General features: G+C 32.0%; 21 protein-coding genes and 1 pseudogene. 20 read left to right on the top strand and 2 right to left on the bottom strand.

Annotated features, from left to right (window positions below; genetic code table 11):
• The 7 genes from CXF67_RS14940 to CXF67_RS14910 form a co-directional block, all read left to right on the top strand.
• Nucleotides 1–460: DDE-type integrase/transposase/recombinase (locus tag CXF67_RS14940; protein WP_145990482.1), on the top strand; the 460-nt coding region annotated here is incomplete at its 5' end.
• 86 nt (nucleotides 461–546) lie between these two features.
• Nucleotides 547–1110 (top strand): Crp/Fnr family transcriptional regulator, encoded by a 564-nt coding sequence (locus CXF67_RS14935; protein WP_102089469.1) that lies wholly within the window; start codon nucleotides 547–549, stop codon nucleotides 1108–1110.
• Nucleotides 1111–1171: 61 nt separating this feature from the next.
• Nucleotides 1172–1750: an NAD(P)H-dependent oxidoreductase gene (locus CXF67_RS14930; RefSeq protein ID WP_102089468.1), complete on the top strand. Its 579-nt coding sequence runs from the start codon at nucleotides 1172–1174 to the stop codon at nucleotides 1748–1750.
• Between the two features lie 103 nt (nucleotides 1751–1853).
• Nucleotides 1854–2423, top strand: coding sequence for a Crp/Fnr family transcriptional regulator (locus CXF67_RS14925; RefSeq protein ID WP_102089467.1), 570 nt, complete (start codon nucleotides 1854–1856; stop codon nucleotides 2421–2423).
• Nucleotides 2424–2481: 58 nt separating this feature from the next.
• Entirely contained in the window at nucleotides 2482–2904 is a 423-nt protein-coding gene (locus CXF67_RS14920; RefSeq protein WP_102089466.1) for an SRPBCC domain-containing protein, read from the top strand.
• Between the two features lie 731 nt (nucleotides 2905–3635).
• Nucleotides 3636–4358: an alpha/beta fold hydrolase gene (locus CXF67_RS14915; protein ID WP_102089465.1), complete on the top strand. Its 723-nt coding sequence runs from the start codon at nucleotides 3636–3638 to the stop codon at nucleotides 4356–4358.
• A gap of 474 nt (nucleotides 4359–4832) precedes the next feature.
• The gene (locus CXF67_RS14910) at nucleotides 4833–5702 is read left to right on the top strand and encodes a helix-turn-helix domain-containing protein (protein WP_102089464.1); all 870 of its coding nucleotides are present in this window, start codon (nucleotides 4833–4835) and stop codon (nucleotides 5700–5702) included.
• Between the two features lie 400 nt (nucleotides 5703–6102).
• Here the strand turns inward: CXF67_RS14910 and CXF67_RS14905 are convergent, their stop codons facing one another.
• Nucleotides 6103–6447 (bottom strand): transposase, encoded by a 345-nt coding sequence (locus CXF67_RS14905; protein ID WP_102089463.1) that lies wholly within the window; start codon nucleotides 6445–6447, stop codon nucleotides 6103–6105.
• Nucleotides 6448–6959: 512 nt separating this feature from the next.
• Complete coding sequence (locus tag CXF67_RS18350; protein WP_180957984.1) at nucleotides 6960–7136, bottom strand: hypothetical protein; 177 nt, start codon at nucleotides 7134–7136, stop codon at nucleotides 6960–6962.
• A 262-nt stretch (nucleotides 7137–7398) separates the two neighbouring features.
• Between CXF67_RS18350 and CXF67_RS14900 the strand changes: the two genes are divergently transcribed.
• The 13 genes and pseudogenes from CXF67_RS14900 to CXF67_RS14845 all read left to right on the top strand — a co-directional run bounded on the left by CXF67_RS14900 (nucleotide 7399) and on the right by CXF67_RS14845 (nucleotide 15125).
• Nucleotides 7399–7851, top strand: coding sequence for a histidine triad nucleotide-binding protein (locus tag CXF67_RS14900; protein ID WP_102089462.1), 453 nt, complete (start codon nucleotides 7399–7401; stop codon nucleotides 7849–7851).
• A gap of 3 nt (nucleotides 7852–7854) precedes the next feature.
• Nucleotides 7855–8202: a hypothetical protein gene (locus CXF67_RS14895; RefSeq protein ID WP_145990481.1), complete on the top strand. Its 348-nt coding sequence runs from the start codon at nucleotides 7855–7857 to the stop codon at nucleotides 8200–8202.
• 158 nt (nucleotides 8203–8360) lie between these two features.
• Nucleotides 8361–8741: pseudogene (locus tag CXF67_RS19090) on the top strand (sigma-70 family RNA polymerase sigma factor); the annotation flags it as partial.
• Nucleotides 8724–9500 carry an RNA polymerase sigma factor gene (locus CXF67_RS14890; protein WP_308302198.1) on the top strand — a complete coding sequence of 259 codons (777 nt, stop codon included), beginning with the start codon at nucleotides 8724–8726 and terminating at the stop codon, nucleotides 9498–9500. The pseudogene CXF67_RS19090 and the gene CXF67_RS14890, both read left to right, overlap by 18 nt.
• 45 nt (nucleotides 9501–9545) lie before the next feature.
• Nucleotides 9546–9929: a YciI family protein gene (locus CXF67_RS14885; protein WP_102089459.1), complete on the top strand. Its 384-nt coding sequence runs from the start codon at nucleotides 9546–9548 to the stop codon at nucleotides 9927–9929.
• Nucleotides 9930–9988: 59 nt separating this feature from the next.
• Entirely contained in the window at nucleotides 9989–10204 is a 216-nt protein-coding gene (locus tag CXF67_RS14880) for a DUF1761 family protein (RefSeq protein WP_102089458.1), read from the top strand.
• 212 nt (nucleotides 10205–10416) lie between these two features.
• A complete protein-coding gene (locus CXF67_RS14875) occupies nucleotides 10417–10776 on the top strand; it encodes a YciI family protein (protein ID WP_102089471.1) in 360 nt (119 codons plus the stop codon).
• A 171-nt stretch (nucleotides 10777–10947) separates the two neighbouring features.
• Complete coding sequence (locus CXF67_RS14870) at nucleotides 10948–11697, top strand: helix-turn-helix domain-containing protein (RefSeq protein ID WP_102089457.1); 750 nt, start codon at nucleotides 10948–10950, stop codon at nucleotides 11695–11697.
• Nucleotides 11698–11730: 33 nt separating this feature from the next.
• Nucleotides 11731–12639, top strand: a complete 909-nt coding sequence (locus CXF67_RS14865) for an alpha/beta fold hydrolase (protein ID WP_102089456.1) — start codon at nucleotides 11731–11733, stop codon at nucleotides 12637–12639.
• Nucleotides 12640–12718: 79 nt separating this feature from the next.
• A complete protein-coding gene (locus CXF67_RS14860; RefSeq protein WP_102089455.1) occupies nucleotides 12719–13132 on the top strand; it encodes a hypothetical protein in 414 nt (137 codons plus the stop codon).
• An 82-nt stretch (nucleotides 13133–13214) separates the two neighbouring features.
• Complete coding sequence (locus tag CXF67_RS14855) at nucleotides 13215–13721, top strand: flavodoxin family protein (RefSeq protein ID WP_102089454.1); 507 nt, start codon at nucleotides 13215–13217, stop codon at nucleotides 13719–13721.
• Nucleotides 13722–13726: 5 nt separating this feature from the next.
• Complete coding sequence (locus tag CXF67_RS14850; RefSeq protein ID WP_102089453.1) at nucleotides 13727–14503, top strand: arylamine N-acetyltransferase family protein; 777 nt, start codon at nucleotides 13727–13729, stop codon at nucleotides 14501–14503.
• A 328-nt stretch (nucleotides 14504–14831) separates the two neighbouring features.
• Entirely contained in the window at nucleotides 14832–15125 is a 294-nt protein-coding gene (locus CXF67_RS14845; RefSeq protein WP_374702253.1) for a DUF3995 domain-containing protein, read from the top strand.
• Nucleotides 15126–15150 lie beyond the last annotated feature (25 nt).

Genomic DNA, 15150 nt, shown 5'->3' with positions numbered 1-15150 from the left:
TGCTTATTCTAAACAAATTATGGGCTATAAATTAGACAACAACATGAAGACATCACTTTGTACTGAAGCGCTTCAAATGGCTATTAAAAACAGAAAATACCCTAATAAAAAACTCATTCATCATTCAGATAGAGGTTTTCAGTATTGCAATCCAAAATATACAGAATTTGCCGAAAGTAACGGCATCATGATGAGTATGACAGAACAATACGACCCATACGAAAATGCAATTGCAGAAAGGATTAATAGAACTTTAAAATATGAATATGGACTTAGAAACTGCATTAAAAATACGGTTATTGCTCAGCAAATAACAAAACAAGCAGTATCTATTTACAACAATTTAAGAACCCATTTTAGCCTAGATTTAAGAAAACCTGCGGAAGTGCATTTGAATCCGAATATAAAATATAAATCATATCGTAGAAATAACGTAAATTTAACTGAACTTCTAATTTAGAAAATAGCTAGTTCAAATTAAACCTAAAAAAGGTCAACCTATATCAGTTTAATACAAAACAATGTGCCTTAACGAACATTAAAAAAATGAGAAACTATTTAGAAACATTTGAAATACTGACCAAAGACGAAATTGATTTATTTGAAAAAAAGGCAGTTCATAAAAAGCTAAAAAAAGTCGATTTTTTTATCAAAGAAGGTCAGATATCTAAAGAAGTTGGTTTTGTAATTTCTGGATTATTTAGATCGTTTTATCATTCATCATCAGAAGAAGAAGTAACATATTGCTTTACTTTTTCCAGTTCTTTTGTTAGTGCTTACTCATCATTTTTATCACAAAAAAAAACTGCTGAAAATATCCAAGCCATAACTGACATTGAGTTATTAACTATCTCAAGAGATGGGATTCTTAAATTAGAGCAATCAAGTACTAACTGGTTAAAATTTTTTAAGTTTATCGCTGAACAAGAATATATTAAAATGGAAAAAAGGATTTTCTTGTTACAAAAAGAAACTGCTGAAAAACGGTATCTCGATTTACTCACTAACCAACCTGAGTTTTTACAGTTAATTCCTCTTAACTTCCTTTCTTCATATTTAGGAATTACTCAAAGGCATTTGAGTCGAATAAGAAAGTCGATTTCGAATTAGACAAATGTCCTTTCAAAAAAGTTTCATAGTCCTGTTCTTTGTAAAAAGATAAAGAGCAAATATGAAACAAGTTTTAATAATTAACGGTCATCCTGACAAGCAGAGCTATAATTATGCGTTATCTGAAGCTTATTTAAAAGGCGCAAATAAAACAAATTCAAAATTGAGCCAAATTAACATTTCTGAATTGGAATTTAATCCTAATCTAAAGTTTGGTTATCGAAAAAGAATGGAATTAGAACCCGATTTAGTTGATGCAATAGACAAAATAAAAAAAGCTGATCATATCGTATGGATATTTCCAATGTGGTGGTATGGCCATCCTGCATTAATGAAAGGATTTATCGACAGAGCATTTGTTCCAAGTATTACCTATCAACCAATTGAGGGAAAACCATTACCAGAAATGCTCTTGAAAGGAAAATCGGCTCGCTTGATTATTACAGCTGATACGCCAAAATGGTATGATTTTTTAATTATGAACAGACCAGCAATAAATCAGTTCAAAAAAGGGACTTTGCAATTTTGCGGAATAAATCCAGTTAAAGTAACTTATATTGTACCAATCAAAAATTCAACTTCTAATTTTAGAAAAAAATGGCTGGAAAAAGTATATTTATTAGGAGAAGGCGTGGAGTAATTAATGCCAACACCGAATATCGTATATTTAAAAACAGCGTAAATCAATTTTTAACCTGTAGCCATATTTCAGGACAATACATTGTCGTAACATAACTAAAAAAATGACAGAATTACAGAAATATATTACTTCCTATTTTGGAATTACCAACGAGAATATGGACAAAATAACATCCTTGTTCACGGAATCGGAACTTAAAAAAGGAGAATACTTCTCGAAATCTGGTCAATATTGCGAAAAACTTAGTTTTGTACGAAGTGGTTTTATCCGCGTTTTTGCAACTGCTAAAGACAAGGAAGTTACGCAATGGATTTCTTCAAAAGGCTATTTTTTGACTGATTTAAACAGTTTTAATTTCAAACAAAGGGCAAGATGGAATATTCAAGCCTTAAACGATTGTGAACTCTACACAATCAATAAAGAAAACTATGCTCTTTTGAATAATATTGTGCCGAATTGGTCTGAAATGGAGAAACAATTTATTGCAGGTTGCTTCATTCAACTAGAAGATAGGATTTTTAGCCATCTTTCTCTTAGTGCTGAAGAACGTTACGACAAACTTTTTGAAAATAGCAAGGAGCTTTTTAACCAAGTTCCGCTACAATATCTCGCATCAATGTTAGGGATGTCGCCCGAGACGTTCAGCAGAATAAGGAACAAAAAGATTTCTTGATTTTTATCAAGAGCAAAAGCTCTATCTGCAACTAACTTTGTCAGATAAATTAAATATTATGACAAAGCAGATTAAAACATCGATTACTATAAATGCAAGCAGGCAAAAGACATGGGAAATACTTACGGACTTTGAAAAATATTCCGATTGGAATTCGTTCATTAAATCGGTTTCTGGAGAAGTGATAGTTGGAAACCGAATCAAAGTAAAATTACAGGGAATGATTTTTAAACCTGTTGTTATGACATTTAAGGAAAATATCGAGTTCAAGTGGTTAGGTCATCTTTTATACAAAGGTCTTTTTGATGGAGAGCATAGATTCTACCTGACCGACAATGAAGATGGGTCTGTTAATTTTGAGCAGAGTGAAAATTTTAGCGGGATTTTAGTTAACTTATTTTCAAAGAGTTTAGACAAGAACACGAGGAATGGATTTGAACAAATGAACAAGGAATTAAAAGTACTTGCGGAAAAACACTAAGCGTAGCAAAGAACTGAAGTGAAAAACAACTTTTTTCTTCATTAATTTGAGGTATTATTATTCCAGGCTCTTAGATTAGTTCATTGGATTCTGGAGCCTTTTTTAATTTATTTAAATTTTACTATTTATGCAATACAGAAACGTAAGTTTCATCAATCGATGCGATTGATTTTTGTATGTCGTTCTTTGTCTTTCGATGTATACCAACTGGATTAACGACTAGTGATCTCCTGCCGTAGGATTCAAAACACGGATGCGAATTGTTACCGCAGCAAACAGCCTCATGAACTGTGGTACTTCTTAATCTAAATAGTGACCTTATCTGCATAGTCATTAGGAAGTTTAGGTTGTGGTTGAATAGAAAATATCTTAAACTCTTAGATATCTGTATGCCAATATCAATGAATGGCTTAGGTGTCGCAGTTTGTGAAGTGTTAATATCTTTTTATTTTGTAAATCTTAAAGATACTCGACAGGTTACTTTTACATTGATACTATAAAACATGAGTCTATACCAAACCGAAGGTTCGGGCATATTTGCGAGACGCCACTTTTTTAAATGTGGCTCGTATTAATCCGAAGCGAAACTGCTTATTTTATGCACTACATTTCATAGAATAACCAGTTGGCAGTAATTTTGAGTCAAATAAATCCATCATAAAGCGTTATTTGTCCATTTTATTGGTAGCCCTAGTTGCTGATATTTGTAATGATAATTAATAAAGAACAATATGAATAATTCAAAAAAAACATACGTATTAGTCCATGGATCTTGGCATGGAGGCTGGTCATTCGCTCAAACAAAAGCAGCACTTGAGAACTCAGGTGTAAATGTAGTAACTTTTGATCTTCCAGCACATGGAGATGATAAAACCAAAATTCCTGATGTGACTTTAGACATTTATGCAGAAAAGGTTATTAAAGAGTTAAATGATCTGGATGGAAAAGTGATTTTAGTGGGACATAGTCTTGGAGGTTTTGTAATCACCAAAGTAGTTGAAAAAGTTCCTGAAAAAATCGAGAAACTAATTTTTATCTCTGCTATGGTGCCAAATAATGAGAAAACCGTTTTTGATATTTTAAGTGAAGATAAAGAAAGTCAATTGTTACAAAATTTAATTTTTGCTGAGGATGAAAGTTGGGCTACTGTTAGTGAAGAAACCTTGGTGAATGTTGTTTATAATGGTGCTACTAAGGATCAAATAAAGGCATCTGCTCCAAACTTGGTTAATGAACCAACTCAGCCATTTTTTGTTCCTGTAACTACTACTGTCAACTTTGACCAAATTCCAAAAGCTTATATTATATGTGCTAAGGACAAAGTTATTAGTCAAAATGCTCAACAACATTTGATTGATGTATGTAAAATAGGAACAAAATTGACCATCAACACTGGGCACGTGCCGCAGATTGAAAAACCAATCGAATTGGCAAACCTATTACTACAAGTTTAAAATTATTATTCTCGGGAGTTACAAAACTCTCGAGAATTTTAAATTAATGAAGATGAGAAAAACAAAATGTCCTATACCTTCTTTTATACTCAAAACTGCCAAAGAAAAGGTTCAATTGACTGAGAAAGCTTGGAGCTCCAAAAACATTACCTTGATAAGTATTGCTTAAAGTTTAAATACAGAGTGGCGTAAACGAAGCCTTTTCATAACCTGACGAGAGGAAGTAAGTCATTTTTTTAAAGGAAAAATGGAAAAAGGACTGGACTACAAACTTTAGAAAAATTTATGGTGATTTTCAGGTAGTAAAATTGCAGTCTAATTCGAATATGAATGGAGAGAACGGATGATAATTGGTGTAGAAGGTATGTTAATGAAATGTAGTAATTTAATGAAAATAGATTGATGATAAAAGGGTTTGAAGGTATAAATGATCTTTAAATTCTTAAAAACTAGAGAAAGTTGTAGTTTTAAGCTATGAATAAAAAACAATCACATACAATAATAAATCAGCAGTCGGGAGACTTGGCTTTTAAATTGCTGTTTTTTGACGATAATTCACATTTTGACCACCTTCAAAGAAATAATTACTTTACGCTTATTTGGCTGAAAAGAGGAATAGGTTCTCTACGAACAGTATACTCTGAATATGATCTGGAAAAAAATGTAATGTTTGCGTTTGCTCCTTATCAACCTTTTATGATTCAAGGCGAAAAATGTAAAGGGATTGCCATTTATTTCCACTCTGATTTTTTCTGTATTCATAAGCACCATACAGAAGTAACATGTAACGGTGTGCTATTTAACAACATTCATCAGTCACCTATTTTTTCAGTAAATACGTCCACAGAGCAAACTTTTGAAAACCTGATTGAGAACATAAAAAAAGAAATTAGAAATACCTCATTAGCACAATATGAGATGCTTATTTCTTACATCAAAATATTGCTAATTACTGCCAGCAGAATAAAATCTGAAATCATAAATATTGAGCCTCTGACCGAGGTAGAACCTGAAAAGCTACAACAATTAAAAGATTTGATAGAGCATCAATTCAAAACAATACATTCTACTTCAGAATATTCCAGTCAGCTTAATGTATCGCAAAAAGCATTGAGTAAATTAGTGAAAGTACATTACAATAAAACTTTCAAAGAACTGCTAACGGAAAGAATAATTATAGAAGCAAAGAGAGAATTGTATTTAACAAATAAAACAGTAAAAGAAATAGCCTATGAAATGGGTTACGAAGACGAGTATTATTTTAATAGGTTATTTAAAAAGAAGACTGATATTTCTCCTCAGTTATATAGAAGTAGTGTGGGTTTTGGCAAAGCAGAAGAATAAATCCAGCTGCTAATGATGTACCCTATAAAAAGCCCTTTTAGGGTTCTCTATTCTATTTTTTAATTAGTTCATATTGTTGATATTGCTGTAGTGTTTAAATGTTGGCAATCTTCTTCTGTTTGTTGATGATGGTCAACATTTAAGTACTATCACTTGCTCCCCATCCTATAAGCGGTAGACTCTTATGGTCTTCACGGGAATCTGTATGATTACATTTATAATAAACCTTACCACTCGCTATAAAGGGTGTTCGTAACTTGAAAGGTGGTCATCTACATTGTTTTGTGATACAGGTTTTGATTATTTTTTAGGGAGCTTTATTGTTATTTTATGTTTTTCATTTCTTTATGTATTCGCTTTCGCGAAAGCGTTATTCTATGACTCCTGTTTGATAAGGGATTTATATTTTTATGATCGCTAGGTTTCTACTCAGTAGTTTTCTAACTACTTTTTTAATAATCGATTTTATATTCTTGCCTTGATGCTTAGGATAATCAGCTTGCATTACGGGTTTTGCACATATCGATTGCCATGAGGTTTCAATGAAATAACTAAGTATCAATCGATGCGAACGTTTTGTAATTCCAATAGTTTTTAAATCATCATCGCTTTGATGGATTCCTGGGGCGATCCCTACATAACCAGCAAGATATTTTAAACTACCAAATCTAGGAAGGTTGCCCAATTTAAACAGAATACAGCAAGCTACTATTTCTCCTATTTCTGGTATATTTTTAAGTAACATATATTCTGTTTTATCTTCTTTCTTTCAATGCTTGCGAGACTGTGTGGATACATATCTTATTTCTTGATCTATGAATTTAAACTGTCTCAACTTGCTATCCATAGCCAGTCGTGCCTCCTGAAAATCTAAGTCCAGATTGTCCAGCTAATTGCGGCAGTTATGGTTTCAGTGGTTGTTATCGTATGCTTCTGGTACTACTATTCCATAATAAAGAAATTGTGCCTTAATCATTTTTAAATCACGTGGTAGCTATTTCCCAGTTCGTTCCTTTTTCTCAAAAGACTATGCGACTGTTCGCGCTTCTTATCTGTAAGGTGAATACTGTCTGGACGACCATCTTTCAACTTCCGAACAATAATGAGATGAGCATCGATAAGATAGGTCTTTGTATGGTGTTCTTTGCCTTCTCTGAAGATATCGGCTGGATTGCAATAAAGAAGTTCCAACCGTATGATATATAACAACGGTGAGTGTTATAACCACAGCAACCAGCTTCGTAAGCTGTTGTTACTTCATTTGTCCCGTCCTGAATAATGCTTATCTGCATAGTCTTTAAGAAGTTTAGGCTGTGGTTGCATAGAAAATGTCTTAAGGCCAGATAAATTTGTTGCACAATGTATTTTCCAAAGTCTCCTGTGTATATCAATACCAATGAATAACCTAGATGGCTTAGTCTGTAGAGTGTTCATATCTTATAGTTTTTGTGAATCTTAAAGATACTCAACAGGCCGCTTTTACAAGGATGCAATAAAATTTGCTAGTTTTAGCTAATCCAAAGTTAGTTGCTCGTTTGCTAGATTTTGAATTTTATTAGGAAAATTATCGCACGAAAACATGCAACTTTTCATATCAACAAGTTGAACGTCATTTTGTGTACAATGATCCTAAACAAAAAATTCAATAATTGCCAAAGTTGAAAACCGATCAAACTAGACACTAAAAACAATCATTATGAAAAATGTATCCTATTTAATCATACTCTTATTTTTAGGTCCGTCAATTTGCTGGAGTCAGAGTTCTGAATATCAAATAAATAAAGCAAAAAAAATTGAGAAGAGTTCTGTGTTTACCAAAATTATTAATAGAGAGATAAAAGCTACCATTGAGTATGAGAATGAAGATATTATTGCCTTCGTTCCTTTGCGACTTCAAGCACCTGTTCATTTACTAATTGTTCCAAAAAAGGAAATTCACACTATTAATGAAGTTTCCCAAGAAGGCACTCTATTACTAGGAAAACTGTTTTTAGTGGCTAAAAAACTAGCTAAAGAACAAGGCATTTCTGAATCTGGATACCGACTTATCATGAATATTAATGAAGATGCAGGACAGTCCGTATTTCATTTACAATTACATTTGTTAGGCGGTAAAACCTTAGGTCCTATGGTCACACAAGAGAAATGAAAAATGAGAATATTTAAGATTATAGTTTTAATCCTTTTAATCGGATTGGGTATAAGCTCTGGTGTAGCTAAAATAATGCTCATTCCTGGCGAAATGGCTTTTTTTAAAGGAGTTGGTTTTAGTGAAACGCTACTCATTATTTTTGGTTCAATTCAAATAATTGGAAGTAGTCTTTTGATATTTAAAAAATTGAGAAATCTTGGAGCTATAATATTAGCTATTACTTTTTGTATATCAACCGTTCTCATATTTTTGGGTGGTACGATTTCATTTGGATTCTTCTCTATTTTACCGATTTTAATGATAGGATTTATTATAAATGAAAAAAATAAGTTTATTAAAAGCAAATAACAAACATTTATATATTTACTAGTGAAATAAAATTGTTGCCAATTATGTATGAAAAATATAGCCGAGAATTAACCGAACATTTTTTCAGAAATGAGTACGGAAAAATGGTTTCTGTTATTACAAAATACATTGGAACCTAAAATGTCCAGACTGCGGAAGACATTGTGCAGGAAACCTTACTGAAAGCAGTTGATTATTGGCAACACAATGGAGTGCCAAAAAAAAACCAGGCCTGGTTGTACACGACCGCAAAAAACCTGACGCTTAATATTCTAAAACGAAAAAAGTATCAATCAGAATTTAACGACCAAACGATTGAACAAAATTCTGAACAATTGGAAAATTTGCAAATTTCAGAAGAACTCATTTCTGACGAACAACTAAAAATGATGTTCGTTTGTTGTCATCCTTCAATTTCCGAAAATTCACAAATTGCACTAATCCTAAAAATTCTTTGCGGATTTAGCATTTCAGAAATAGCCAATTGTTTTTTTACTTCAACAGAAACCATAAATAAACAATTGGTAAGAGGTAGAAAGCAATTGCGAACAAACAACGTAGGTTTTGAACTTTCGAAAAACTTTAGCGAAAATCTTCCAATTGTTTTAAAAACGATTTTTTTGCTTTTTAACGAAGGTTATAGTCCTACACAAAAAAATGAGCTGATTAGATACGACTTGTGTCTTGAAGCCATCCGAATGACGGAAATTTTAGTAAAAAATGATAAAATTGAAAAAAAAGCTGACTGTTACTCTCTTTTGGCTTTAATGTACTTTAATGCTTCTCGTTTTGATTCACGAATGAATGCGACCAATTCAATTATTGAAATGGACAAACAAGACAGAAAAAATTGGAATCAAGAATTAATTCATAAAGAGATTCACAATCTGAATCAAGCAATTACCGAAAAACAAGTTTCCATTTATCTGATTTTAGCAACTATTTCCGCAAATCATTGTATAGCACCAAGTTTTGAAAAGACAGATTGGGAAGAAATTTTATCACTTTATGACAATCTTATCGAATTAGATGATACACCAATCATACGACTGAATAGAAGTGTGGCTCTTTCCAAAGTAAAGGGAAACAGAAACGCTATATTGGAATTGGAAAAACTTGGAAATAGGACTACAATTGACAGAAATCATCTTTTCCATTCAACTTTTGCTGAACTTTACAGGTTAGAGAACGATACAGAAAAAGCCAAAAACAGCTATAAAAAGGCAATTTCATTAACTAAAAATGAGCGAGATGTAAATTTGCTTCAAAAAAAATTAATAGAAGTTGTCCCTATTTAACAAACTCGATTGTTATAAAGATATAATCTATTAATTAAACATATTATGAAGAAGTTTTTTATTGCCTTAATGGTCTTTATGACTATTTCAAACAGCTTTTCTCAATCTAACAGCAAAGCAGAAGTTCAACAAGAGTTTATGTTTTATGTCTATTCAGATGGCAATCGTGTTAGCGACCTCTCATCCGAAAAACAACAGTTACATATTCAAAAAATCGGAGCTTATATTAAAAATTTAGCCAAAACAGGAAAACTAAAAGATGCACAGCCTTTAGAAATGGAAGGAACTAAAATATCAAGTAACAAAGGTGCTTTTAGTGAAACCGAACTGAACAAAGACAATAAAGTTATCGCTGGATATTATCATATTTTAGCTGTAAATATGGAAGAAGCGATAACCATTGCAAAAGCAGACCCAAGGTTTGAGTAAGAAGGATGGGAAATTGTAATCCGTCCAATTAAAAAAGTTGAAGGAATAAATTAAACATTATGGAACAAATCAATTATATAGCTGTAATTGTTACAACCTTCGTTATTCAATTTATTGGTCTCTTATGGTATTCACCTCTTCTTTTTGGTGCCAAATGGATGAAACTATTAAAAACTAATCCTGATGAAGTAAAAGCTATGGGAAAGACACCACATCTTTTAGCTTTGATTACAGCTTTTTTTATGTCTTTTATGATGGCATTCATCATATTATAGACGGGAACAAACAATATATTTTCGGCAATCGGTTTGGCTACTCTAATTTGGGTTGGAGTTACTTTACCTGATAGTATCCCTCATTACAAATTTGCAAAACTACCTTTAGGAATACTAATTTTAGATATTTTCAATACGCTATTAATGCTGATAACTTCAGCATTAATTTTAACATTATGGAAATAAAAAATAATCATTTAAAAACATTAATTATGAAAGAATTTATGTTATTTATTAGAAGCGAAGGAAATCCTATAACTAATTTATCACCAGAACAACAACAAGAACACGTTCAAAAAGTTGGCGGATTTATCAAAAAAATGGTTGGCGAAGGAAAAATGAAATCTGCCCAACCTTTGGAAATACAAGGCCGTATTTTATCTTTTGAGAATGGGAGTTTTACAGACGGACCATTTTACGAAACCAAAGAAGTTATTTCGGGATATTATCATATTCTAGCAAGCGATTTAAGCGAAGCAATTGGAATCGCAAAATCTGACCCAAGATTTGAGGACGGTAAATGGCGAATAGAAGTTCGACCAATTATGAAAGTGGACGGAATTAACGAGTAAGTTCAAAAAATAGAACGGTAAAAAACTAATGCTAACAATACTAAAAATAATAGCGGTTTCGGAGTTTAATCGAAATCGCTTTTTTATATTTATACAAGTATTTTTATGAAAGGTCAGTATATTAAATCCACTACTTTTCTAACACGATGACACAGACTTGAATTATTAAACATGACCTACTACCAACAAGCACCTAATGAGTTTTTAAAAAAGTACGTCAGATGTTTCTGGTGGTTAGATAACGATTCATCAAAAAATCTTAATTATACTATTTTACCTGACGGTTTTTTTGATGTTATCGTTCGCTTTGATAATTACAAATTCCAAAGTACCGTGCTAACAGGACTATATAAAAAAGAAGTTGAAGTGGTCATTCCTCCAAATCATCAACTTTTCGGAATACAGTTCAAATTACCAGCTGTGGAATATGTCTTCTACGAAAGTATTGGGCCGTTGTTAAACTCCGAAAAAAAATTGCCCGATGCTTTTTGGGGTCTAAATTCGTTTGATTTTTCCGAAAACGTAGATACAATGGATAAGTTAAGCTCAATAATAAGTCAAGAAGTTAATAAAGAAAAAAATCTAGACCATCGAAAAATTCATCTATTCAGGTTATTGAGCCAAACTAAGGGCAATGAAAGCGTGAGTTTTTATACCGACAAATTAGTTTGGTCTAGCAGGCAAATCAACAGATATTTTAAAAAAATGTTTGGGCTTTCATTAAAAAGCTATTGTAATATATTACGATGTTCGGCATCATTTAAAGACATCAAAAAAGGAGATTTATTGTCAAACCAAAATTATTACGATAGATCCCATTTTAATAAAGAAATAAAAAAATATACCAACAACACTCCAAAAAGCCTATCAGACAACGAAAACGACCGATTTTTACAAATTTCTATCATACCTAATAAGTAACTTTGTGATAGTACTAACCATAATAAACTATTTATGGACAAAGAAGTGGTTGCATGGAAGAAGAAAGGTCGAAAAATAGATGTAAACGGTCATCAAGTATTTTACATAAAGGAAGGTAGCGGTCCTAACCTTTTAATACTTCATGGGTATCCTTTCAATAGCTTCGAGTGGAAATTTGTTTGGAAAAATCTAGTAAAAGGTTACACCGTTTTTACATTTGATTATTTGGGTATGGGGTTTTCTGATAAACCCAAAGATCATGACTATAGCTTTCATGAGCATTGTGAAATGGTCAATTTTCTAATTGAGTTTTGGGGCATTAAGCAAACCCATATTCTGTCACATGATTTAGGAGTCAGTATTGTTCAAGAATTGTTAGCTAGGGACTTAGCATCACAGAACTGCTTTAAAATAAAATCGGTGGCATTTATGAACGGTGGTTTGTTTATGGATAGTTACAAACCTAGAATAATACAACGGTTGCTTTCACAATCTCCTAAGCCTATTGGTAAGTTGTTGAGCAAGCTTCTCACTAAAAAGAAGTTGAAAAAATCGATACAATCAGTTTTTGGTCCCTACACCCTCCCCACGGAAAAACTCATAAATCAATTCTGGGATATTTTAAATTATAACGACGGCAAGTCAATCGCATATTTAATAGGTAGACTGGTTTTTGACAAATTAAACCATCAAGAAAGATGGATAAGTGCCATGCAAAACACGAAGATTCCCATGTGCTTTATAAATGGGCCATTTGATCCCAATTCTGGCATTCATATGGCTAATCGATATAAAGAACTAATTCCCAATCCTAACGTAAAGCTTCTTTGGCAGGACATTGGACATTGGCCACAAATTGAGGACCCAGGCGGTGTTTTATTATATTATCAAGAATTTAGAGACGAAATAAATAATACACTTAATGGTAACTCTCTTGATTAAAAGATTTTCTCAAATTTGAGAATAATTGAAGTGAAATACATCACATGAAATTAATTGTGTAAATCTAAAAAAAAAAGTAATGATAAAGAAAATAGCAATAACATTTAGTGTAGTTCTATATGCATTTGTCGTACCCTATTTGGATATCAATGAAACGCATGTTTGGAATCCCGATTGGACGGCTCATGCACGAATCCATGAAGTTTGGCAACTGATTACCAACTCAAGTATAGGCGTAGTATGCTTGTGGTTAGTTTGGTATAAAAAAGAAGTCCGACTAAGCACTTTATTAAGTCTCATAGTTATGGGAGGATTTTTATTAGCATTTTTCTTAAAGGATGGATATGGTGGTTCTATAAAATACCTCGATGGAAGTGAAAAGACAGTATTATTAATTAATATTGGAATTTTAGGCTTTGGAATAGCATTCTTGTTTCTAATATTATCGCACGTGTTTACAAAAAGGAAAAAGTCCACAAACAACAGTATATAAAAGTGTAGATATTATAATATATCAACACCGGGTACAAGATAGCTGGGTGTTGGCAACAACCTAAACAAACAGAAAAATTTCAATGAAGAAAGGAGTTATAATTCTCGGTAGTGCTAACAGCGATGGTGAAACAAGAAAAATAGTTTCATTTGTGCACGATAAATTAAGCTATCCGATAATTGATTTAAAAACGAAAAGCATCTCGGAATTTGATTATGAATTCAAAAATCGGAACGATGATTTTCATCCATTAATTCAAGAAATAGTGGATACTTATGAGATTATAGTTTTTGCAACTCCTGTTTATTGGTATTCAATGAGCGGAATTATGAAAACCTTTTTCGACAGAATTTCAGATTGTTTGAAAATTAAAAAGGAAACGGGTAGAAAATTGAGAGGTATGGAAATGGCAGTTATAAGTTGCGGTTCGGATAGAAAACTAAAGAATGGATTTCATATGCCCTTTATAGAAACCGCTAAATATCTTGGAATGAATTATACCTCTGATGTACATTGTTGGATTGAAGAAGGAGGAATACCAATTTCCGTGAAGAATAAGTTAGATATGTTCATAGAATCAATACAATAATCTAAATGGACATATCACAATATCTAAAGCGAATAGATTTTCAAGGTGCTACTAGCATCGATGAAGATGTTCTTTTTAAACTTCAAAAAAAACATCTTCTAAATATTCCCTTTGAGAATCTTGACATTCATTATGGCAAAAAAATAAATCTTTCTATTGATGAAATATACCAAAAAATAATCATCGATAAACGTGGTGGATTTTGTTATGAACTAAATGGGCTATTCCATTACTTATTAAAACAAATCGGATTCAATGCAAAACTTATTTCAGCAAGAGTTCATACAAAAAATGGTGAGTACAGTCCAGAATATGACCATTTAGCTATTATCGTGAATATAGAAAATAATGAATATTTGGTTGATGTGGGGTTTGGAAAATTTTCTTTGGAACCTTTACAGTTACAAACGACCGAAAGGATTGAAGATGCATTTGGTCAATTTAAATTTGACAAACACGACATTAATTACTACCGAATAAATGAAATAATAAACAATAATTTAATTCCTCAATATATTTTTAGGGATAAGGAACGAAAATTTCAAGAATTTGAAGAGAGATGCAAATTTCATCAAACCAGTAACAATTCACATTTTACAAAAAAGAAACTAATCTCAATTGCAAAAAAAGATGGGAGGATTACACTCAATAATTCACAATTGAAGTATACTCGCTTGGGAATTGAGGAAGAAATAGAATTTAAGGAGAATGAGTTTGAGACGAAATTGAAACAGTACTTTGACATAGAAATCGAAAAAGGCAGTAGCCAACAATGGCTCTAATTAATACGTGTTAAGGTGCTTAACCTAAAGTTTCGAGCTTTAAATGAAGTCTGCCAAATCTTTTTGATTTGGCTTTATAAAGAAAAGATAAAACAAAATAAAAAGTTTTGGTTAAGCGCTTAATCGGAAATTTAGTAATTTTAATTCCCGTACTAACCATAGCCTGAACGTTGTGCGTAAGCAGAACCACAAACAGAAAACTATGATTCTATCAATTTTATTAAGCATAATACTAATTGGACTTGGGCTGATTCATTTCAATTGGGCCATCGGAGGAAAATCTGGCATGCTATAATCGTTACCGACCAAGGAAAGCGGAGAAAGAGTATTGAATCCGAAAAAAATTGATAGTGCGATAGTTGGAATTGGATTAACAGCATTTGGATTTTTTTATATTCTTAAATCTGGACTTATTGAATACAATTTACCTGAGTGGATTATGAAATATGAAAGTTTGATAATACCAATAGTATTCCTTTTACGAGCAATAGGTGAATTTAAATATGTAGGATTTTTTAAGAGCGTTAAGCAAACTGATTTCGGAAAATTGGATACAAAACTTTTTTCACCTTTATGTTTGATAATCGGAATAGTTGGAATGTTAATACAACTTACTAAATAAAAACTGATTCTAAAAATGTATAAAA

It is taken from the genome of Psychroflexus sp. MES1-P1E, from assembly GCF_002836055.1.
GTDB lineage: Bacteria > Bacteroidota > Bacteroidia > Flavobacteriales > Flavobacteriaceae > Psychroflexus.
Note: the sequence above shows the minus strand (reverse complement) of the source record. Positions and strands in the feature narration are given on the sequence as shown.